Consider the following 22,339-nt stretch of genomic DNA (forward strand, 5'->3'; position numbering starts at 1 on the left):
ATGGAAGAGAACGAATTGATACCTGTAGACAACAACGATGCAGTAGAGTACACTGACGACAACATCCGCCACTTGAGCGACATGGAACATGTCCGCACACGTCCCGGTATGTATATCGGTAGACTGGGCGACGGCGCGCATGCCGAAGACGGAATCTATGTCCTCCTGAAAGAAGTAATTGACAACAGTATTGACGAGTTCAAAATGCAGGCCGGTAAGAAAATCGAAATCATTGTCGAGGAGAATCTTCGTGTCAGCGTTCGCGACTACGGACGAGGCATTCCGCAAGGAAAACTGATTGAAGCTGTCAGTATGCTGAATACAGGCGGCAAATACGACAGCAAGGCTTTCAAAAAAAGTGTCGGACTGAATGGAGTCGGTGTAAAAGCTGTCAATGCCCTCAGTTCCCGTTTCGAGGTACGAAGCTACCGCGACGGCAAGGTACGTATCGCCACTTTCTCCAAAGGAGAGTTGCTGACGGACGAGACACAGAACACCGAAGAGGACAACGGAACTTATATCTTCTTCGAACCGGACAATACATTATTCCTGAATTACAGCTTCAAACCCGAATTTATCGAGACAATGCTGCGCAACTACACGTATCTCAATACGGGACTTGCCATCATTTATAACGGACACCGTATTCTGTCGCGCAACGGTCTGGTAGACCTTTTGAACGACAACATGACGGCAACCGGACTTTACCCGATCATCCATCTGAAAGGGGAAGATATCGAAATCGCCTTCACTCATACCGGACAATACGGAGAAGAATACTACTCTTTCGTCAACGGCCAGCATACTACTCAAGGAGGTACGCATCAGAGTGCTTTCAAGGAGCATATCGCCCGTACCATTAAAGAGTTCTTCAACAAGAACATGGACTATACCGATATCCGCAACGGATTGGTTGCCGCCATTGCCGTCAATGTGGAAGAACCGATCTTCGAGAGCCAGACCAAGACCAAACTAGGGTCTACCAATATGGCTCCCGGTGGTATCACGGTCAACAAATATGTAGGTGATTTCATCAAACTGGAAGTCGATAACTTCCTGCACAAGAATGCGGACATAGCCGAAACGATACAACAAAAGATACAGGAGTCGGAAAAGGAACGTAAAGCCATCGCAGGCGTGACGAAACTTGCCCGCGAACGTGCGAAGAAAGCCAACCTTCACAACCGCAAGTTGCGCGATTGCCGCATTCATCTGAACGACCCGAAAGGAAAAGGACTGGAAGAAGAATCTTGCATCTTTATCACTGAGGGAGACTCTGCAAGCGGCTCCATCACCAAAAGCCGTGACGTGACTACCCAAGCTGTATTCAGCCTTCGCGGTAAACCGTTGAACTCGTTCGGACTGACCAAGAAGGTAGTTTACGAAAATGAGGAGTTCAACCTTCTTCAAGCTGCCCTTAATATAGAGGATGGTTTGGACGGGCTGCGTTACAACAAGGTAATCGTAGCAACCGATGCCGATGTGGACGGTATGCACATCCGCCTGCTGATGATTACTTTCTTCCTGCAATTCTTCCCCGATCTCATCAAGAAAGGGCATGTATATATCCTGCAAACTCCTTTGTTCCGCGTACGCAACAAGAAGAAGACCATTTATTGTTATTCTGACGAAGAACGTATCAACGCCATTGAAGAGCTAAGCCCGAATCCGGAAATCACCCGATTCAAAGGTCTGGGAGAGATTTCACCGGACGAATTCAAGCACTTTATCGGTAAGGATATGCGTTTGGAACAGGTAACTTTGCGCAAGACGGACGCAGTGAAAGAACTGCTTGAATTCTACATGGGTAAGAATACTATGGAACGACAAAACTTTATTATAGACAATCTGGTTATAGAAGAAGACTTGGCATCATGAGAAAAGCAATATTTCCGGGTACATTCGACCCCTTCACCATCGGACATTATTCGGTAGTGAAACGTGCACTTACCTTTATGGACGAAATCGTGATAGGAATCGGTATCAATGAGAACAAAAATACGTACTTCCCCATTGAAAAAAGGGAACAGATGATCCGGGAACTTTACAAAGACGAACCTCGTATACAAGTAATGTCGTACGACTGTCTGACTATCGATTTTGCACAGGAAGTAGGCGCTAAGTTTATCGTTCGTGGCATTCGTACGGTGAAAGACTTCGAATACGAAGAGACAATTGCCGACATCAACCGTAAGCTGGCAGGCATTGAAACCATCTTACTTTTCACTGAACCCGAACAGACTTGTGTCAGCTCCACGATTGTACGCGAATTATTAACTTACAACAAAGATATCAGCCAGTTTATTCCCGAAGGAATGGTGATAAGTTGAGAGTTGAGAATGGAGAGTTGAGAATGATGTAGACGTATCCGGCAATTATATTATATAAAGTAAGATTATGAATAGAATGAAAATATACGTCCTCTTAGTTTGTCTGGGGACAATACTTACAGTAAAAGCTCAGAACTTCGGTTCGGCTGCTATGCGTAAGTTGCAAATGGCAGAGTTTGCAATCTCCAATTTCTATGTCGACAAAGTAGATGAAGACAAGTTGGTAGAAGAAGCCATCATCAAGATGTTGGCACAACTCGATCCGCACTCTACTTACTCGGACGCAGAGGAAGTGAAGAAAATGAACGAACCGCTCCAAGGTAACTTCGAGGGTATCGGAGTACAATTCCAGATGATAGAAGACACCCTGTTGGTGGTACAGCCTGTCAGCAACGGACCTTCCGAGAAAGTCGGTATCCTTGCCGGTGACCGCATCATTGCCGTGAACGACAGCGCTATTGCCGGGGTGAAAATGAGTACGGAAGATATCATGAAGCGTCTTCGTGGCCCGAAAGGTTCGAAAGTCAATCTGACAATCGTTCGCCGCGGCGTAAAGGACCCTTTATTGTTTACAGTAAAGAGAGATAAGATACCTATCCTTAGTCTCGACGCCTCTTATATGATTCAACCTAAAACGGGTTATATCCGTATCAACCGCTTCGGAGCAACAACTGCCGAAGAGTTCAAAAAAGCAATGAAGGACCTCCAGAAGAAAGGGATGAAAAATATGATTCTTGACCTGCAAGGAAACGGAGGCGGTTATCTCAATGCAGCCATTGACCTTGCCAACGAATTCTTGGGACAAAAAGAACTGATTGTATATACCGAAGGTAGGACCGCCAAGCGTAGTGATTTCTATGCCAAAGGTAACGGAGACTTCCGTAATGGCCGCCTCATCATATTGGTGGACGAGTATACAGCTTCCGCCAGCGAAATTGTCAGCGGTGCGGTACAGGATTGGGACAGAGGAATTATTGTAGGCCGCCGTTCTTTCGGCAAAGGCTTGGTGCAACGTCCTATCGATTTGCCGGATGGTTCTATGATTCGTCTGACTATCGCCCGTTACTATACTCCATCGGGACGTTCTATCCAAAAGCCGTATGGCAGTACGGTCGATTACAACAAAGACCTCATCGACCGTTTCAATCATGGTGAACTGATGAATGCCGACAGCATTCACTTCCCGGATTCATTAAAGGTACAGACTAAAAAACTAGGACGTACTGTGTATGGAGGTGGTGGTATCATGCCCGATTATTTCGTACCAATCGATACGACATTGTATACGGATTATCACCGGAACCTGGTAGGCAAAGGGGTTATCATCAAATTTACCATGCAGTTTATTGAGGAACACCGGAAAGAATTAGCTAACAAGTATAAGAAGTTCGAATCATTCAACGAGAAGTTTGTCATTGACGATAATATGTTGGCTACTTTGCGGGAGATGGGCGAGAAAGAGGGTGTGAAGTTCAATGAAGAACAATATCAGAAAGCACTCCCACTTATCAAAACGCAGCTCAAAGCACTGATTGCCCGCGACCTTTGGGACATGACCGAATATTTCCGGGTAATGAACACAACGAACGAAAGTGTACAAAAGGCTTTGGAAATACTGAATTCGGACGAATACGTGAAGAAGTTGAAATAAACAAGAACTTCTTCTCTCCTATATAGAAAAATCACTTTTCTCTATCACCTATCACCGACGGCAATCAAACACCTTATTCATCGGGGTTTCCGGCGGTGATAGGTTGTTTTTTAACCTATCACCTATACCTGTCACCTATCACCGTCCAGTCACTCCACCAACCACCGTTCAATGTTACCATTACGTACTTCTCCCACAAATCTACGAATTTCGAACGGTGCCTCCGCCTCACTCTTATCGATATAGAAAGGCATCAGATATTTCACGAATCCCTCTTCCACCTCACGATTGGGATAATCCAACATATAAAGACCGAATTCCGGGTCGTAGTCTTTGATAGTCAAATAGCCACTCTGATAAATGACAGGTATGGGATTTGTACCTTCGGAATCAATACTGTCCAACACATCTTCCGTAACTTCCACCTTTTCAATCTCTTCAAGACGGTAATGATGTTTCTTCAATAAGTAGACAAGATAAGAAGGAGTGCCTGTGGCAAACCAATAACTGCCGAACGCCATTGCATCAAAAGTATTGAGCAGGCTGAAAGGATTGTAAATGCCGGGCGTGTTGAAATTGAAATGATATCCGTCGTAGCGTTTCTGCACTTCAAGACAAACGGTCTCATAATCCAATCCTTGTACATCGGCAAGGGTATGCAGGTCTTTGTCAAAATAACGATGCAGTTCCTTGTCTGTAATGCCGCAAATATCAATATAATCACGGCGCATGGAGATATCCTTCAGATTGTTCAGGTCGCTGGGTACTCCTTCTGCAACTCTTCGTTGCCGATAGGGTAAATCCTCTGCTTCATTATCTGTTTCTCCTTTCCATTCATTAGCGTATGCCACGTTGTACAAAGATAGGACTTTTTTTCTAAGAAAAGCCCATCCGACTATGAAATCACCGGTATATCACATGAAACATACGGGACGAATTACTCAAACAAGCGGAAATCATTTGCTTTTCTCCCTTATATAGTTTACCTTTGAGGTCGATATAGTCTATTCTTCACGGCCATGAAGAGTTCCTACCACAGCCGTGAGAAGATCCTACCACGCCCATGAAGAGATCTCGTCACGGCCGTGACAAACTAATGATAAAGGCTCCGGAAGGCAACTATCCTTATACCTTAATCCAACAACAAAGGCAGGACAATGTATATATAAAGCCACTTGGCGGCAAACAGGCAGTAGCTTGACAGGAAGTAAGCAGCAGCTCTACACCAAGCAAGCGACAGCTATATAACAATAAAAACAAAGATACAATGGCAATACAATTTGAATTGTACAAAACGCCCCACCCGAAGGATGAGGAAAACAAGGAAACATACCACGCACGTGTGGTCAACTTCCAACACATCGACACGGATTATCTGGCAAAGGAAATCCAAATGGCCACTTCTCTGACCGAAGGGGATGTAAAGTCGGTACTCGAATCACTGAGCCACTTCATGGGCTATCGTCTCCGCGAAGGAGAAAGCGTTCATCTGGATGGTATCGGTTATTTCCAGGTTAAGCTGAACAGCCAGGAACCGATCACTTCGCCCAAGCTGAAAGCAAATCAGATAAAGCTAAAAGCCAACATCTGTTTCAAGGCAGACGCCAAGTTGAAAAGGTCTGTCAGTGTCGTCCATGTGGAGCGTAGCAAACTAAGAAACCATTCCGCTTCCCTTTCGAATGAAAAGATAGACAAGTTGCTGACGAATTACTTCAACGATAAACCTATGTTAACCCGCATCGATTTTCAAAGGTTATGCGGATTTACCTCCACCACGGCCGCCCGCCATCTCAAACGACTGAAAGAAGAAAAGAAATTGAATAATATCCATACGTATTATAACCCGATTTATGTACCAATGCCGGGATATTACGGCAAGGCGGAAATAAAAGAGGATGAAACAAATGCCATAAAGTAAAGACTATAATAGAATGAGAGATACCTTGCGGCGAGGTATCTCTCAATTATTTATATCCCCCATTCATAAGACCTACATTCAATTATTCTTATTAATCAAATTGATTACTACCTTCACCATCACGTCCTTTTCTTCCGTCCGGCTTTCAGCAATCATTAACGTAAGTGCTACGAGCATATTGTTACCGATTAACTTCGAACCATCAGATTTATACAGTATACCGTTCTTCTCCAGAAACCAAAGGAACAGAAAAGCGGCAATTGTTTGTGTTCGATGACGTTAGAAAGAAGACGTACGGTGCTCTTCAAGTCTGCCATTTGCGCCTGTGTCAGCCACACCGTCTCATTCTCCAACTTCACATCAATGGAAGTTTTCCCATCCTTTGTCTGATAAATGACAATCTTTCCTTTATTGTCGATAAAATGCTTCCTTATTTACGCATTGTGTCCGTCCATTACCTTCGTAGCAATGGACGGACACACAAATGTACAGCTTTCAAAAAGAAATAAAGAATATAAAGCTGCTTTTATTAGTTGCTCTGAAGTGTTATTATAGAACGTGCCGGAATATGAACGGTCTTTCCACTCTTCACTTTTCCTACCGGTAGCAAATTCTCCCCTTCTTTATCCGAAGTACGATAAACCTGCCATTGTGCATTCCCGACTTTTTCTTTATGAATAGAAAACTCTTTCTCCTCATTGGCATAGTTTATAACGACTATCACATACGTTCCATCCACGTTTTTGTAAGCAGAACACATCAATCCTTGCTGATCAGTGTCGCCATCGGGAATGAAAGTGTTTGTTTGATCGAAAGCTGAAACGGATAACCGGACTGCTCCCGGACGGATAAAACGGCTATAATTGCCTAGAGCCCACATCAGTTTGGAATCTTCCACTCTGCCATCCAAGAAATTATCGTCCGTAGTATATTCACGAATCAGTCCGTCTTTATAATCACCGCCAATGGCACGCCACCATTGCCAGCTCTTTGCACCGGCATATACAATATCATGGTGAATGATACGGGCGACATAAAGAGCTGTCTTCATCGTACGGTCGAATCCATTTCCTCCTCCGATTTCTTCATCATTGCCCATGATGCAAGTCTCCGTCTGCCAAAAGTCAACATCGTGTTTGTCTAATGTATCCCGCAACTGACTGCGGATATTGCGTAACTCACTCAAAGGAGTCGTTGTCCAGTAGCTATGTCCCAGCATTAGTCGGGGAACATTCGGAGTATCACCCAAATATGTGTCCACACTGTCCGGACAGAAGAAAGCCTGAATCTGATAGCCACGTTGCCAATCTGTCTCGTGCGTACGGAACATACAACGGTAATCGGAAGATTCACTTACCAAAATCTGCGTATCTATATTCCGGTTCACAAATTCCCGGCTCAACAGACGGACAGTTCGGGCTATTTCCCTGTTCGTTGCCGGACAACCTTCCTGTTTCGGTCCTACCCAATTCCAGTGTCCGTCCGGCTCATTGAAAGGACAGATGTAGTTGAACTTGATACCATCGTGTTGCTCTACTCCCTGCACTACATCGGCCAAAAAACGGACGTACTTCTCATAACAGTCCGGTTTCAGATTTGCCGTACCGCCGCGACCCGTGTTTGTAGCCAAGCCGTTCTGCGTATAATAGACGGGAGGAGAATTGAGGAAAGCCAGAAATTTATCGACCCCACGCTCCTTCGCCAACTTCAGGAAGTTACGCTGCCCCTGTTGCTTGCTCCAATTGTAGGTCCCGTCCGGTTGCAAGAAACATTCGGCACGCATCCAAGGAGAAGCAATCTGACTGTCGTCACCTTGTTCCGCACTGCCTGCACCGACATTGAAACGCCAAAGAGACAAACCGATACCTTTGGGCTGTCCATTCGCATCATTCTCCGTACTGAACAGCCAATCGGCTATCTGATTCTGCTTTTCCTCCGGCCAAAGTCCGATGAACTGCATACTCCAAGCGTCGGAAGCGCCGAAATAAGTCATTGTCTGACAGGGACGGTCTGTTTCTAGCTGAAAATGTATAGCAGGTTGTTTACAACCTGCTATAACCATACTAAAGAAGCCACAAAGAGCTATGATCTTTTTACCTTTCATAAATACCTAAAAGAACAGTTTCACTATTTCAAATCATAGACAACAGTTACTACGGATTTAGCTGGGATGTGCCCTACCAAATAATCCGGTTCCTGTTTCAAATCTTTAGCATTGGATGTCGTATACTGGTTCATGGCAACCACTTCCTTACCATCAAGTCCTTTAATGCCACATTCTACATGAATAGATTCCGACTTCAAATTAGTATATACTACGACCACTCTATTCTTCTCCGGTGAAATATAAGCAGAACCAAAAAATTCTTCAGACTCTTCCGGTAGATTAAGAGCAATACGTTGGAAATTAGGACGGATAAATAAGCTATAATTCCCTAGTACCCATAAATTCTTACATGTAGCATAAACACCATTGTTATGCAAATCACCATAATCCTCACCATCTTTTCCGTCTGCAGAAACACGAATCAGATAGAAGCGGCTTTTTTGACTCCAGCGTTCCTGACTGACACTTGTCCAATACGACCAAGAACGAACATTGGCAGTAACCAAATCATGATGCAAAACTCTAGCCATGGAGAGCGCCAAGTCCATATAGGAAGCATCATCATAATTTTCGTAATTATCATAATCAGTAGAAAGCATACTCCACTCCGTCTGATATAATTCTACACCGAATTGATTCGCTTTTTCATAAGCCTTTTCACGGGCACTCTTCAAAGAACTCCATGTCTTATCCGTATGATAACTATGTGCACAAAGAATCTTCGGAACATGCTTCAAGTCACCTAAATAATACTTACCACTATTATAAGTTTCATCAAAATAATTTTGAATCACATAAGAATAGTTTGTTCCCGAATTCAATGTATATAATGGCTCCCACCGGGAAGCCTCACCTAACAGCATTTTCGTTGATAGACCTTTTTCTTCCAATTTCGCATCCAATGCAGTAACCAGTTTCTTTGTTTTTTCATGTGTATAGGAACACCCCTCTTGCTCAGCGTCCGCTCCGGGAGTTTTCCTCCAATCTACTTGCGGCTCATTAATCGGACTAATCAGCGGAATGTTATATCCCTGATCTACAAAATGTTTGGTTACAGTAGCCAGGAACTCTGCAAAATCTTCATAGTGTTCATCTTTCAAATTATTCTTATCTTCATCTTGATTACTGGATGCACCTTTAGTCGGGAAAGCCAATCCATTTTTTGTATACCATACCGGAGGAGTGTTGGTAAACAGCACAAACGATTCGCAACCATACTCTTTTGCTTTCTGCATAAAATACTGCTGTCCGGCCTGTTTTGACCAATTATAACTTCCATCCTGATTCAAAAAACATTCTACACGGCGTTCATACTTATCGGGTATGCCACTGGCATCTCCCTGTTCTGACGAACCTCCTCCCACATTGACACGCCACATGGAAAGACCGATTCCTTCCGGACGCCCTTTACTATCAATATTGCGCGAAAAAAGCAGTTTGGCGATTCCTTCCTTATTAGAATTACTCCAATACTTTCCTATAAAATCCATATCCCAGGCGTCTGAAGAGGCAAAGCCGTCAATTGTCTGGAAGACCTGGCTCGCATCCACATTAGTAGTCATATTCTCGTCAGCTTCCAAACTTACCGTATAGGCAGGCTCGAAAGACTTATCATCACTACAAGAAAAGGCTGCCAAGCAAAATAAACTTGCAAGTATATATTTACTTTTCATAAACTTATATCTTTTTATTTTTGAAAACTATATTAATAACCCGGATTCTGTACGATACTTCCATTGGACATTGTAACCTCGGAAGTCGGTATCGGGAATAACTCGTCACGTCCTTCTTTGAAAGTGATACCCTTGTTACTGTTCTCTATCTGGTTATTCTTTTCATCATTATCAGTAGACTGTTCCAGATTATATTTCACGAATGTTCCATTTGTTCCCATAACGTTGCAAATAGCCGCTTTTCCATTGTCGTCTTTCCAACGGCGAAGATCAAACAAACGATTGTTTTCCAAAGCCAACTCCAAACGGCGTTCCAAACGAATGGCATCACGTAAAGCTGTCCCCGAAGCTGTTACTTCGGACAAGTCAACACGCCTACGTACTTCATTCAATGCCCATCTGGCTTCCCCATCGTTCCCCAACGCATTCTCTACTTCCGCATACATTAATAATACATCTGCATAACGCAATAAACGGTAGTTCAGCGGGATATGAGGCGCATCATACGGTTTCGGACGTTTACTTACAGGAATATACAATTTACGGGTAACGCGAGGCGACTTGTGCTCTTCCGGTTTTACCGTATACGAAGTGACATCGGGATCGCCTTGAACAGCCTCTCCATGCTTGATAATAGTCCACTTCCGACGTTCATCGTCGCCTGCATCTTTGAAAGCTTTCTCCAAATGGCTGGTCGGAAGCCCCCAAGCCCATCCGCCATCATTACGTGAACCGCAGACAACAGAAATACGTTCTCCCAAATTATAGGAAATATCATTGTTCGTTTGTACTTCAAACAAAGATTCTTCACTGTTATTGTGATCCATACTCCAAACATCTCCAAAATTCTTCAACAATTTGTATTCCGGAGTATTACCGGAGAATTCACCTCTACAAGTAAGCTCCTGCAACAACTTTTCAGCCTCTGTGTATTTTTCCTGATACAAATAAACCTTTGCCAGCAATCCTTGTGCAGCACCCTCGGTAACCCGTCCCAAATCATTGGCTGCATACTCACTACGCTTTGGCAACGCCGGGATGGCTTCTTTTAAATCACGTTCTATCTGTTCATAAGACTGCTCAATGGTGGCTCTGGTAATGCCAACCACCTCACTCGGCAATTTTAGTCCGATAACCAAGGGAACACCACCAAAGTTTCTTACCAGATCAAAATATTGAAAAGCACGCAAGAATTTTGCTTCTGCCACATAACGGTCACGCAATGATTCATCGGTAAACTCCACAGCCGGAATACGATCGATTGCAACATTACATCTCAAGATGCCTTTGTATCTGTATTGCCAGAAGTTTTGGCAACAGTTTCCTGCCGAGTACGTATTACCCGTATAATGTGCCAAGTCACGATATTCACCCGGATCTTGTGTCGTATTTCCCATCCACATATCATCCGTACACATATCTCCGGCTAAATAAAACTTTTGTATCTGCCACCAGTCGTCATAAAAAAGAGATTGATAACAGCCTGTAACCTGTTGCTTACATTCATCCTCTGTCTTGAAGTATTCACTCAAATCCTGTTGTCCTCTAATAGGTTCCTCCAGAAAATCGGAACATCCGGTAAACGCTAAAGAGAAAGCGGCTATTGAAAGCCCTATCATATATTTTTTCATGGTCTTTTTTACTTAAAAATGTCATTAGAAATTCATGTTCAATCCAAAAAGATAAGTGCGCGGATTAGGATATCCTGCCCAGTCAATACCGGATTCCATCACTTTTCCTTCTTTGCCCAAAGAAGCTGCTTCCGGATCCATACCGGAGTATTTGGTAATTGTGAACGGATTCTGTGCGGAGAACGACAATCTCAAGCCAATATTCTTGGTCCAACGTTTGGGCAAAGTATATCCGATCTGAAGCAATTTGCAACGCAAGTAAGAGCCATCTTCTACGAAGAATGTAGACGGACGTTTATAGTTCATATTAGAATCATTGGCAGACAAACGGGGTAAAGAATAGCTGGTTCCTTCTCCGTGCCATGCACTGTTGTAAGCTCCGGCATATACATTTTCACCACCGGCTCCGGAATATCGTCCTTTCGTCGTGTTGAAAACGTCATTGCCGATAGTACCGTAGAAATTGGTTACGAAATCAATATTCTTCCATGCAACACGGGCATTGATTCCTACCATCAAATCCGGGAAAGCAGAGCCAATATATGCTTTATCCTTGTCATTCAATTCACCATCATGATTCAAGTCTCTAAAACGAATATCGCCCGGTACGGCATTAGGCTGTATTATCTTTCCATATTCATTGGTATGGGCATTAATCTCGGTTTGATTCTGGAAAATCCCGTCTGCAATATAGCCATAGAAACGACTGATTTCACCACCTTCTTCATTACGGATGATATAGTCACCGTTGAAAGAACCTGCGTAGATCGGAGAATCTCCACCTAACAATGTCACTGCTTTATTCTTCACAGAAGATAAATTAACTCCCACTGCATAATCCCAGTCACCTTTATGGTCAGCCCAGTTAATCGAGAGTTCCCATCCGGTAGCTTTCATCTTACCAACGTTCTCCCACATTTGTCCATTCCACATCGGATAACCTAAAATCAGCATATTGTCCTTCTTCAGCAACATATCATGAGATTTCTTCTGGAACCAGTCGGCAGTCACTGTCAAGCGATTATTCAAGAAGGCCATATCAACCCCCACGTTGAAGTCTTCCACTGTTTCCCAACGAAGAGATGTATTTCCGATAGAGCCGACACTAGTACCTACGATACGGTCAGCGTTCGGACCAAATACATAGTCAGCCGCTCCGATGGTAGACTGATAAGCAGAGTTGTCAATATTTTGATTACCAACACGCCCCCAGCCTGCACGGAACTTCAAATTATTTATGACAGACTGGTTCTTCATGAATTCTTCACCCGACACCCGCCAAGCAACAGATACAGCAGGGAAAGTAGCGTACTTATTACCTTTCATAAATTTAGAAGAACCGTCCACACGAACCGAAGCTGTCAGATAATACCGGTCATTATAGTTATACATTACACGTCCTAAATAGGAAATCAATGAATAATACTCATTGACACCGTCTGCCTGCGGGTTCTCAGTACCGGCTTTCACATAGTGCAATAGTTCGTCGTTAGTCGGGATTCCGTCTCTTGACCCATTCAACCAATATGTTTGAAAACGTTCCATAGTATAACCACCCATCAAATTCAAATTATGTTTCTCATTGAAAGTAGTCATCCAAGTCAACGTATTCGTCCAGTTCCAATCTACCCAATTCTTCATTTCACGCTTAGCAGTACTGACTTCGGAACGTTCCAGATTATCAATGGAGAATGTCGGAATAAATTCATCGGAAAGGCGGAAACGGGCATTCACACCAAACTGGCTACGGAATACCAATCCTTTGATAGGTTCAATGCTAATAAATGGATTAGCCAATAAACCATATTCATCACTATGCTTTGACATACGTGCCATTTCTGCCACCGGATTCCATACCTCGCTATTATTGGAACGGGCATAATTGTTAAATTCATTATCAGTCCACTCTTCTTCAGGAATCATCACAGGAGTAGTAGGGTCCATATTCATTATGTTACCGAGCAGATTGGGGGTATCTGTCCAATTCTCATATTTAGGAGAAATATCAATCCCTGCTTTCACCACCTTATTAAAGTTGTACTCCATACTGAAACGCGCTGTTAACTTCTGCCAATTACCAATATTATATTGTGAGTCCTGCCCATAGTACCCGATACTTGCCGAATAAAGCAGTTTATCAGATCCACCTGTAAAACTAAGATTGTAGTTATGAACCAAAGCAGTTTTACGCATACTTTCATCCCACCAGTCTGTTCCTTCAGCATCTGTGATATGCTCTTTTCCACTATACACAGGTTCATTCCGGTCGTTGATGTAACGGGCTTTCTGCACATATTCGTACTCTGAGGCCTTTGCCATATCCGGTTTTTCTAATGTTTGAAAACCTGCCGATGCAGAGAAAGAGAACTGAGTCGCCCCTTTCTTTCCCTTACGGGTGGTAATCAGAACAACACCATTAGAACCACGAGTACCATAAATAGCGGCAGCAGAAGCATCTTTCAACACTTGCATGGTCTCAATGTCGTTCTGGTCAAGGAAGTTTATATTATCGCCAACCGGCATTCCATCAACAACATAGAGAGGATTGGAACCATTCACAGTAGTTACACCACGAATAATAACACGGGGGGTAGCTCCGGGACTACCTCCACCGGCAATCTGTACACCATTAATTTTACCCTGTAAAGAAGTCATGGCATTTCCTGAGCTTAGCGTTTTCAATTCATCTCCTTTGATAGCGGCAATAGAACTGGTCAAGTCACTCTTTTTCACTGCGCCATAACCGATAACAACGACTTCATCCAATGCCTGAGTATCATCACTCATCACTACATTAATCACAGTGCGGCCATTGACCTTGATTTCCTGAGTTTTATAACCAATCATAGAAAATACAATGGTGGCATCTTTCGCTACATTATTCAACATATAGTTACCATCCAAGTCTGTTACAGTACCATTTGTTGTACCTTTCACCAGCACAGTAAGACCGATCATAGGTTGTTTATCGCTTGCTGCAACAGCATTACCTGTCAGCTTTACCTGCTGGGCGTATACGCCCAGCGTAAAGAACGATAATAGTAGAATTAAATATCGTTTCATGTCTTTATAGTATTATGTAAATTATTTCTTAAGTAGCTTTGATTGGCAAAGATGTGTATCAAAAACAAATGTATAAGTACCTTTTGATACATACTTTGCTACATTGTCGGGAAGACCGTTTTCCGGAACAAAAATTTCATTTTTTCCATCAAAACGCCAGAAAGGTGAAGGCCACCAGCCCCATGGATGATTAGGAGTTATTGTAAGTTTAACATTCCCAGTTTTTGGAATTTCCAACTCTGTCGTAAAACAATATAGATTATCAGCATCTTGTTTTAAGTAAAGCAAATTATTGGTATTCCATCCGGCACCTGTAAAACCTTCTCCTGCCAATCCTAACTTAAATTTATATTCCTCTCTTCCACCGTCGTCTGGATTATATGCAATCTGGTCAGAGCCTTCAATCAACGGTTCATCATCCGGGATATATTTCTTTACAGCATAAGTACCTTCCTCTGTATTCATCACTATCTCATAATATCCCTTTTCCGGCAATATTATTGGCTGTACATCTTCAGAAATACCAGTGAGTTTACCCGGAGCATTCTTATCATCACCAAAACAAACATTGAAACTAGACTTACTTGAAACAAAGCGAATCGGAGTATTTGGAGTTGCAGAATAGTAACGAGCCTTATAAGTGAAATTCGTACTGCGTTCTATTGGCATCGGAATTCCCCAAACATCATCTCCTGTAAGTAACTTGTTGTCTGTACCTTCAAAGTCTACTAAATATAAATTCTTATAATCTTCCACCTTAGATACAAGTACCGTATATTCCTTTTCTGTAATATTACCCAACCAATCAGCAGCACATATAGTCAATGGATAAGTACCTGTCTTATCGGAAGGAAATGTAACTGTACATTCCAATGTACCATTTTTTATTCCCTCTTCTTCCATTTCTACACGTTCCAATATATCTAAATCAGGTACTCTCAATTCCAAATATCCCAATCCACGATCACTTTCCCCTTCATCTTTAGCTGTAAATTTAAACTTTTTGGAGGTGCCTTCCGACAATACAATATTAATATCTGTAGAGAACAAACCTGTAGAAGGAGAAAGTATAGGTTTTGTATAATCACCGTCCATCGTAATCAAAACATTATTCTCAGATACACGTCCTCCCAAATCAGTCACTGCCACTTTCACCGTGAAACTATCACCTTCCGTTTTTGCCGGAATAGTGAAACCATAATTCAAATCATATTCATACAAAGGTTCTGAATAGATAGATGACAAATCAATCATCTTATCCAGATAGAGCTCGGAACACTTCAATTGGATAGAACGGATTCCATCTTTATCTGTAATCTTACCGGCTATTTTAAATTCATAGCCTGTCAATGTACGAACATGATCAGAAGTTAATTCTAAAGTAGGCGATTGCCCATCTACATCTTTATAGGCATCATCATCGCTACATCCGGAAAAGAAAGCTGCGGCTGAAAGAAAAGTCCATATAGCCGCGCCATACAACAAATTAGCTTTCATAATAATTAGTATTTAATGATTAATATTATCTTGGTACGACATCACATAAATAAAATATTTTGCGAATCGATATTGCAAATGTAACCCATTCTTCCTATAGAAACCGATAAAAATCATGCAGAGAAGCTACATAAATCATGCAATGCACGATTTGCATACTCTAAATAAAATATTTATTTCTATTTTTGAGCCTGTAAATGAAACGAATAGGCACGAGTTATGAAAAGACACATTGCTTCTATTTTATTTTTATTCTTGCTGTCCGTTTATCAGTCGGCAGCACAAACTTATTCCGTAAAACGGTTGGGAATCGAACAAGGACTGTCTAATAATTATGTAGTTAGCATTACACAAGACAAACAAGGCTTCCTATGGTTCGCTACAGAAGAAGGGCTTAACAAGTTCGATGGAACCCACTTCATCACCTATTATAAGAATGACCCCTCACAAAACAGTCAGGGAATCACCGGTAATGAACTTAACCGGGTGTATGCCGACACTAAACGTCCTGTGATATGGATAGCGACCCAACGTGACGGATTAAATGCCTATAATTATGACAAACAGGTATTCACTCCCTACCTGCACAATCCGGAGGATCCGCATAGCCTGATAACCAATGACGTAACAGACATTGCCCCTTCTACACAAAGCGAAGACGGACTGTGGATCAGTACCTATTATAGAGGTATAGAATATCTCGACATCAACAGCGGACAATTTACCCATTACAATAAAAACACAATTCCCAGCTTGCCCGACGAACAAACATGGACCGTATTGGACGGAGGAGACGGGAATTTATATATCGGCCATGTTAGCGGTGGTTTCAGCATTCTCTCGCTGAAAGACAAAAGTGTAAAAAACTTCCGACACGAACCGGATAATCCGATGAGCCTGCCCGGAAATGATGTACGATGTCTCACCAAAGACACAAACGGGAATATCTGGCTGGGAACAGACAAAGGACTGGCTCTCTTCAACGCTGCCGATAGCAACTTTATCACCTTCAAGAATAACAAAAACGACAAGCACGAAGCCTTATGTAACCGCATACTCGCCATCAAACAACTAAATGACAGCAAACTATGGATAGCCTCCGAGCTGAATGGCATTACCATACTGGATCTAAAGCAAAGTATGTTTCTTTCACCGGACCAGATCTCCCTCGAATATATACAAGAAGGAGATGATAACCGAAGTCTCTCCAATGCAAGTGCCCGATGCATATTCCAAGATTCTTTTGACAATATCTGGATAGGGACGTGGGGAGGAGGAATCAATTTCATCAGCAGTACCCCTCCTTTATTCACAACATTGAGCTACTCTCCCATTCCCGGCAATGAGAACAGCCTGAATAACAAAGTGGCAAGCAGTCTTTGCACAGACAGACAAGGACGGGTGTGGATCGGGACGGACGGAGGAGGAATCAATGTATTTGAAGGGGACAAGCGCACCGCTATCTATAAAAAAGAAACCGGAGAAATTCCTTCAAACTTTATACTCACTTCCCTGCAAGACTCTAAAGGCAACTTATGGTTCGGTTCTTTCCAAGGAGGAATCAGTTACTATGACAGCCGCAACAGAACTTTCCGTTCCATCTCTCTGATGGGACAATCCAATCAGGATGTCCGTACAATCTACGAAGACTCCCGACATAATATCTGGGTAGGATACAGTGGAGGAATCATCGTACTGAATCCTCTGAACATGGAAATCATCCGGCATTATCATACGGGAAACAGCGAATTGCACAGTAACTTTGTACGTGCCATCGCACAGGATGAGAAAGGCCGGTTCTGGATCGGTACTTTCGGAGACGGACTTGGAGTATACAGTCCGGACCTGCAATTGATTCAAACCTTCGTACAAAGGGAAGGTTTCTGCTCCAACACCATCAACCAGATCATACAAGACAGACAGAAAAGAATGTGGATGGGGACAGGAGAAGGACTGGTATGCTTCCCGTCAACCGATGCACTGACCTATAAAACTTACCAACGGAAAGATGGCTTACTCAATACCAATATTTGTGCCATAACGGAAGATAAGAAAGGTAATATCTGGTTCAGTAATAATAAAGGAATCAGTTGCTACGTCACGGATAAAAACTGCTTCTACAATTACGGTCATTCGGACGATGTCCCGGCAGGCAGTTTCTCAAGCGGCTGCGTAACGCAAAACAAGAACGGACTGATTTATTTCGGTTCAATCAACGGAGTATGTTGTTTCGATCCGGATATCACCATGAACGACCAAGCCAATCCGTCGGCTATCATCACCGAAATGAAAGTACTGGGACGGTTGAGCAATCCCGAAAATAATGACCTGTTCATCAATGTATCCAAAGGAGAACAGGTTGAACTGACCCATGCACAAAATAGCTTCGGGCTGACATTCAACGTACAAAACTACTCTCTGGTCAATCAAGTGGAATATGTGTATATGCTGAAAGGACTAGAAAATTCGTGGTACACAGTCAATGAAAACAATAGCGTGACATTCCGGAACATTCCTCCCGGAAAATATGAGTTTCTTATCAAAGCGCGCATTCACAACCAGGAATGGCCGGAAGAAGCCACCTCCCTGACTATCCGGATTAACCCGCCCCTTTGGCTCACCTGGTGGGCAAAGCTTATCTATGTCCTGATATCTGCCGGCATTGTATATCTCATCCTTCACGCATATAAGAAAAAGCTGGATTTGGAAAGCCTTTACACATTGGAAAAGAAGAATCACGAACAAGAACAAGAATTAAATCAGGAACGCCTGCGTTTCTACACCAACATCACACACGAACTGCGTACACCGCTAACCTTGATTCTCGGTCCGCTGGAGGATATGCAAAAGGATACCTCACTCCCGGTAAAACAAGCTCAGAAATTGTCGGTCATCCACCAAAGTGCATTACGCCTGCTCAACCTCATCAATCAGATATTGGAGTTTAGAAAGACAGAGACACAAAACAAAAGGCTGTGTGTCTGCAAAGGCAACATCGCCCCTTTGATCTATGAAATAGGTCTCAAATACAAAGAACTGAATCAAAAGACAAAGATTGATTTCCGAATTCAGATAGAAAAAGAAGAAATGCTTCTTTTCTTTGACAAGGAAATCGTCACCATCGTATTGGACAATCTGATTTCCAATGCCATCAAATATACGGAACAAGGATGTATTACCCTAAGCCTGTATCAGACCGTGCACAATGAGGTGGCATATACGGAAATTAAAGTAAGCGACACGGGATACGGAATTTCCGCTGAAGCACTGCCACATATTTTCGACCGTTACTATCAGGAAAGCGGCAAACATCAGGCATCAGGAACCGGTATTGGTCTGGCTTTGGTAAAGAATCTCGTAGAGCTGCATGAAGGAGAAATCCGTGCAGAAAGTGTGCAAAACGAAGGCAGCACTTTCTACATCAGCCTCCTGACGGATAATATCTATCCCAACGCCTTGCACGCTGACTCTACCGAACCTGCGGCAAAAGAGGATACTGCTCAAGCAACGACCTCCGAAAACACTTCAGAACCTACAGTAGACAATGGCAAACCGATCTTACTGATTGTAGAAGATAATGAAGAAATACAGAAATACATTGCCGAATCCTTCTCCGACTCTTTTGAGGTAATCACAGCCGATAATGGAGAAGAAGGAAAACAACAGGCGCTCAGCCACATCCCGGATATCATTGTCAGCGATATTATGATGCCTATAATGGATGGTATTACCCTATGTCGGCAGTTAAAGGAGGATGTACGTACCAGCCATATTCCTATTATTCTGCTGACAGCTAAAGATTCGCTACAGGACAAAGAAGAAGGTTATGAGGTAGGCGCCGACTCTTACCTGACAAAACCGTTCAGCGCTTCTCTTTTGCGCAGCCGAATCAATAATCTACTCGAATCGAGAAAGAAACTGATTACCCAATTCCAGGCACAGCCTGTTTCGGGCAATCAGACGGATTTGAACGAGAAACGTATCATAATAGCCGAGGCTCTAAGCAAGCTGGATAATGAGTTTATTGAGAAAATAACTCTTTTAATCGAAGAAAACCTCTCTTCAGAGAAGATTGACATCACTTATCTTTCCGACAAGATGTGTATGAGCGGTTCCACTCTTTACCGGAAAATGAAAGCACTTACCGGACTTTCAACCAACGAATATATCCGGAAGGTGAAAATGCAGAATGCGGAACGGCTGTTGCTCGAAGGGAAGTTTAATATATCTGAAATTGCCTATAAAGTAGGAATGAACAGTACAGGCTATTTCCGCCAATGCTTTAAAGAAGAATTCGGTGTCTCACCCTCAGATTATCTGAAACAGATAAAGCAGGTATAAAAAACTAAATGCAGATTCTCGCAAAGAACTGATATTCAAATCTGCGAGAATCTGCGTTTAAATGACAATTACAGTCTACGACTCTACTCTTTATTCAATTCTTCAATCATGGCTTTAAGCAATGATTGGCTGTTATCCAACGGCAAATCTGTAGCCAAGTCCCAACTCATCATTCCTTTCAAGCCCTGCTCTTTCGCATAACGTGTCTTGATACGGATATTATCTTGCCCGTCAAACACATACACTTCTCCTTTATAATTTACTTCATTCTCTGCCGGACTCGTAATCAGCCCATTCTGCACAAAACTAAAATAAGCTTCAGTCTTTTTCGAGTTGTCCTTTGTCACTCCATAAAAGGGAACTCCTGCCACCAGCTTCTCTTTCGGAATACCATATTTCAATACCATCTGTATATCCGAACAATATTTCTCTACCGGAAAACGAACCGGTGAAGGACCATAACATTGAAGTGAAATAAAATCAACGGCAGCAATCGCCTCCTTACTTATCTTATAAGAAACCGGATGCAGAGATACGCTGAGAATGTATTTATCGCCCAGCACTTCCCTCATCTTGAGAATAGCCAAACTGTAATCCTCATATTCTTTCGCATTCTCAGCCCATTCAAAGTCCAGGTCAATGCCATCAAGCTTATTTTGTCGGAGCACTTTCTTTATATTTTTTGCAAATGCCGTACGGGCGGTCTCATCAGCCACCATCGCCTTCCACTGACCACTGGAAGCTCCAATCCGTACTTTCGCCTTCGTCCCTTTCACCTCAGCACGAATGGATTTTATCAATCCCTCCCAAGTAGTGACTCCTTTACCTTGAAATGCACGAGGGTTCTCAAAAGAGAGCGATCCGTCCTTATTGGGATGGACATTTAATAGAATAAGGTCGTCGCTTGCCCGCAGACTTTCAGTAGCGACACGTCCCCTGTTGTAGAAATTTCCACGCACATAAGAACTTACAAAAGATTTCTGTTGTGCATAAAGACATACACCGACCAACAGAAACAAAGAAAAGATAATCTTTCTAGGTATTAGCATAATGATTAATATTTTATGAGTTTCAACCACAAAAGTATGCACTCTCAGCATAAAATGATGTTCAAAAATTACTATATAACTTCCAATAATCAACAGAAAGAGCACAAGTTTACACAAAAAATCCTATCTTTGTTCCCTGATGATAATAATTCACGAATAAGACCGATGCCAGAAGATTCATTTTGTATACAATATAAGAATTGTACAGGGTGTCCAAGAGCTACTGAAAACACTCTCGTATATAAGAACTTACCCAAAGGAGAACACATTCCTAAAGATAAGTGCACGCAAAATTGTATGCTTTTCATGCTTAAAGGCGAATTACTTATCAATAGTGAAGAGTACCCGGGAAATACCTTACACGAAAAGCAGTTTATCCTACAGGCCATCGGGTCTAAAATAGAAATACTGGCTCTTACGGACGTTGAATACATCATATTCTGGTTCAACGAACTCCCTCTACTCTGCGAAGACCGTTACAATGAGATAAAAGATCAAGCGGAAGCACCCTTGACCTACACCCCTCTGGTGATGAGCGAAAGAATTCATTCCCTTATCAGCAGTATGCCCGACTTCCTCAATGAAAAATCTCCTTGCAGCAAATATATCGAACTGAAATGTAAGGAATTGGTATTCCTGATTACCAATTTCTATCCGCTACCTCAATTAAAGACTTTCTTCTACCCGATCAGTACTTATACGGAGAGCTTCCAATACTTCGTGATACAAAATTACAGCAAGGTGAAAAGTGTGGAAGAATTTGCACATCTGGGAGGTTACACAACCACGACCTTCCGCCGACTCTTCAAAAATATGTACGGAATCCCCGTATACGAATGGATACTGGAGAAAAAACGGGAAGGCATCCTGGATGACCTCCAACACACTAATATGCGAATCACAGAGATATGTAACCGATACGGATTCGACTCTCTGTCCCACTTTGCGCACTTCTGCAAAGACTCTTTTGGTGACACTCCACGCGCCTTACGCAAGAAAGCAGCCAACGGTGAAAAAATCGGAAAGATTAACGATTAAAGAATTATTTCTTTAATTCCTTGCTCAATCAATCTATTTCC

Annotated in this window: 14 protein-coding genes and 2 pseudogenes; 7 read left to right on the plus strand and 9 right to left on the minus strand. The window is 42.6% G+C overall.

The window, feature by feature from the left end:
* The 3 genes from H8S63_RS05390 to H8S63_RS05400 all read left to right on the plus strand — a co-directional run bounded on the left by H8S63_RS05390 (position 1) and on the right by H8S63_RS05400 (position 3,981).
* Positions 1-1,878, plus strand: a complete 1,878-nt coding sequence (locus H8S63_RS05390) for a DNA topoisomerase IV subunit B (protein WP_022275653.1) — start codon at positions 1-3, stop codon at positions 1,876-1,878.
* A complete protein-coding gene (gene coaD / locus H8S63_RS05395; RefSeq protein WP_007762342.1) occupies positions 1,875-2,330 on the plus strand; it encodes a pantetheine-phosphate adenylyltransferase in 456 nt (151 codons plus the stop codon). Before H8S63_RS05390 ends, coaD begins: the two co-directional genes overlap by 4 nt.
* A gap of 67 nt (positions 2,331-2,397) precedes the next feature.
* Positions 2,398-3,981: a S41 family peptidase gene (locus H8S63_RS05400; RefSeq protein WP_186925953.1), complete on the plus strand. Its 1,584-nt coding sequence runs from the start codon at positions 2,398-2,400 to the stop codon at positions 3,979-3,981.
* Between the two features lie 167 nt (positions 3,982-4,148).
* Here H8S63_RS05400 and H8S63_RS05405 read toward each other — a convergent pair.
* Positions 4,149-4,742: pseudogene (locus H8S63_RS05405) on the minus strand (AAA family ATPase); the annotation flags it as partial.
* 302 nt (positions 4,743-5,044) lie between these two features.
* Between H8S63_RS05405 and H8S63_RS05410 the strand changes: the two are divergent.
* Positions 5,045-5,182 (plus strand): hypothetical protein, encoded by a 138-nt coding sequence (locus H8S63_RS05410; RefSeq protein ID WP_007747519.1) that lies wholly within the window; start codon positions 5,045-5,047, stop codon positions 5,180-5,182.
* Between the two features lie 66 nt (positions 5,183-5,248).
* A complete protein-coding gene (locus H8S63_RS05415; RefSeq protein WP_186925954.1) occupies positions 5,249-5,899 on the plus strand; it encodes an HU family DNA-binding protein in 651 nt (216 codons plus the stop codon).
* A 78-nt stretch (positions 5,900-5,977) separates the two neighbouring features.
* On the opposite strand, the pseudogene H8S63_RS19950 reads toward H8S63_RS05415, so the two are convergent.
* The 7 genes and pseudogenes from H8S63_RS19950 to H8S63_RS05445 form a co-directional block, all read right to left on the minus strand.
* Positions 5,978-6,160, minus strand: a pseudogene (locus H8S63_RS19950) (cytochrome C biogenesis protein CycH); the annotation flags it as partial.
* Positions 6,088-6,258: a hypothetical protein gene (locus H8S63_RS19955; RefSeq protein WP_007747513.1), complete on the minus strand. Its 171-nt coding sequence runs from the start codon at positions 6,256-6,258 to the stop codon at positions 6,088-6,090. The pseudogene H8S63_RS19950 and the gene H8S63_RS19955, both read right to left, overlap by 73 nt.
* A 170-nt stretch (positions 6,259-6,428) precedes the next feature.
* A complete protein-coding gene (locus H8S63_RS05425) occupies positions 6,429-8,003 on the minus strand; it encodes a glycoside hydrolase family 30 protein (RefSeq protein WP_186925955.1) in 1,575 nt (524 codons plus the stop codon).
* A 23-nt stretch (positions 8,004-8,026) separates the two neighbouring features.
* Positions 8,027-9,679: a glycoside hydrolase gene (locus tag H8S63_RS05430; RefSeq protein ID WP_186925956.1), complete on the minus strand. Its 1,653-nt coding sequence runs from the start codon at positions 9,677-9,679 to the stop codon at positions 8,027-8,029.
* A gap of 32 nt (positions 9,680-9,711) precedes the next feature.
* Positions 9,712-11,310, minus strand: a complete 1,599-nt coding sequence (locus H8S63_RS05435; protein WP_186925957.1) for a RagB/SusD family nutrient uptake outer membrane protein — start codon at positions 11,308-11,310, stop codon at positions 9,712-9,714.
* Positions 11,311-11,334: 24 nt separating this feature from the next.
* Complete coding sequence (locus H8S63_RS05440; RefSeq protein WP_186925958.1) at positions 11,335-14,373, minus strand: TonB-dependent receptor; 3,039 nt, start codon at positions 14,371-14,373, stop codon at positions 11,335-11,337.
* 21 nt (positions 14,374-14,394) lie between these two features.
* On the minus strand, positions 14,395-15,870 hold the full coding sequence (locus H8S63_RS05445) for a hypothetical protein (protein ID WP_186925959.1): 1,476 nt from the start codon (positions 15,868-15,870) through the stop codon (positions 14,395-14,397).
* Between the two features lie 219 nt (positions 15,871-16,089).
* Between H8S63_RS05445 and H8S63_RS05450 the strand changes: the two genes are divergently transcribed.
* Positions 16,090-20,211, plus strand: coding sequence for a two-component regulator propeller domain-containing protein (locus tag H8S63_RS05450; protein WP_186925960.1), 4,122 nt, complete (start codon positions 16,090-16,092; stop codon positions 20,209-20,211).
* Positions 20,212-20,294: 83 nt separating this feature from the next.
* On the opposite strand, the gene H8S63_RS05455 is transcribed toward H8S63_RS05450, so the two are convergent.
* Positions 20,295-21,260 (minus strand): glycosyl hydrolase family 18 protein, encoded by a 966-nt coding sequence (locus tag H8S63_RS05455; protein ID WP_022275644.1) that lies wholly within the window; start codon positions 21,258-21,260, stop codon positions 20,295-20,297.
* Positions 21,261-21,425: 165 nt separating this feature from the next.
* Here H8S63_RS05455 and H8S63_RS05460 point away from each other — a divergent pair, with 165 nt between their 5' ends.
* Positions 21,426-22,298, plus strand: coding sequence for an AraC family transcriptional regulator (locus H8S63_RS05460; protein WP_186925961.1), 873 nt, complete (start codon positions 21,426-21,428; stop codon positions 22,296-22,298).
* Positions 22,299-22,339: the final 41 nt, after the last annotated feature.

This window comes from Bacteroides sp. NSJ-39 (genome assembly GCF_014287315.1).
Classification (GTDB): Bacteria; Bacteroidota; Bacteroidia; order Bacteroidales; family Bacteroidaceae; genus Bacteroides; species Bacteroides finegoldii.

Bases quoted from the DNA above. Each gene is read 5' to 3' on its own strand.
- H8S63_RS05390 (WP_022275653.1), top strand. From the start codon at position 1: ATGGAAGAGAACGAATTGATACCTGTAGACAACAACGATGCAGTAGAG.
- coaD (WP_007762342.1), top strand. From the start codon at position 1,875: ATGAGAAAAGCAATATTTCCGGGTACATTCGACCCCTTCACCATCGGA.
- H8S63_RS05400 (WP_186925953.1), top strand. From the start codon at position 2,398: ATGAATAGAATGAAAATATACGTCCTCTTAGTTTGTCTGGGGACAATA.
- H8S63_RS05410 (WP_007747519.1), top strand. From the start codon at position 5,045: ATGAAGAGATCTCGTCACGGCCGTGACAAACTAATGATAAAGGCTCCG.
- H8S63_RS05415 (WP_186925954.1), top strand. From the start codon at position 5,249: ATGGCAATACAATTTGAATTGTACAAAACGCCCCACCCGAAGGATGAG.
- H8S63_RS05425 (WP_186925955.1), bottom strand. From the start codon at position 8,003: ATGAAAGGTAAAAAGATCATAGCTCTTTGTGGCTTCTTTAGTATGGTT.
- H8S63_RS05430 (WP_186925956.1), bottom strand. From the start codon at position 9,679: ATGAAAAGTAAATATATACTTGCAAGTTTATTTTGCTTGGCAGCCTTT.
- H8S63_RS05435 (WP_186925957.1), bottom strand. From the start codon at position 11,310: ATGAAAAAATATATGATAGGGCTTTCAATAGCCGCTTTCTCTTTAGCG.
- H8S63_RS05440 (WP_186925958.1), bottom strand. From the start codon at position 14,373: ATGAAACGATATTTAATTCTACTATTATCGTTCTTTACGCTGGGCGTA.
- H8S63_RS05445 (WP_186925959.1), bottom strand. From the start codon at position 15,870: ATGAAAGCTAATTTGTTGTATGGCGCGGCTATATGGACTTTTCTTTCA.
- H8S63_RS05450 (WP_186925960.1), top strand. From the start codon at position 16,090: ATGAAAAGACACATTGCTTCTATTTTATTTTTATTCTTGCTGTCCGTT.
- H8S63_RS05455 (WP_022275644.1), bottom strand. From the start codon at position 21,260: ATGCTAATACCTAGAAAGATTATCTTTTCTTTGTTTCTGTTGGTCGGT.
- H8S63_RS05460 (WP_186925961.1), top strand. From the start codon at position 21,426: ATGCCAGAAGATTCATTTTGTATACAATATAAGAATTGTACAGGGTGT.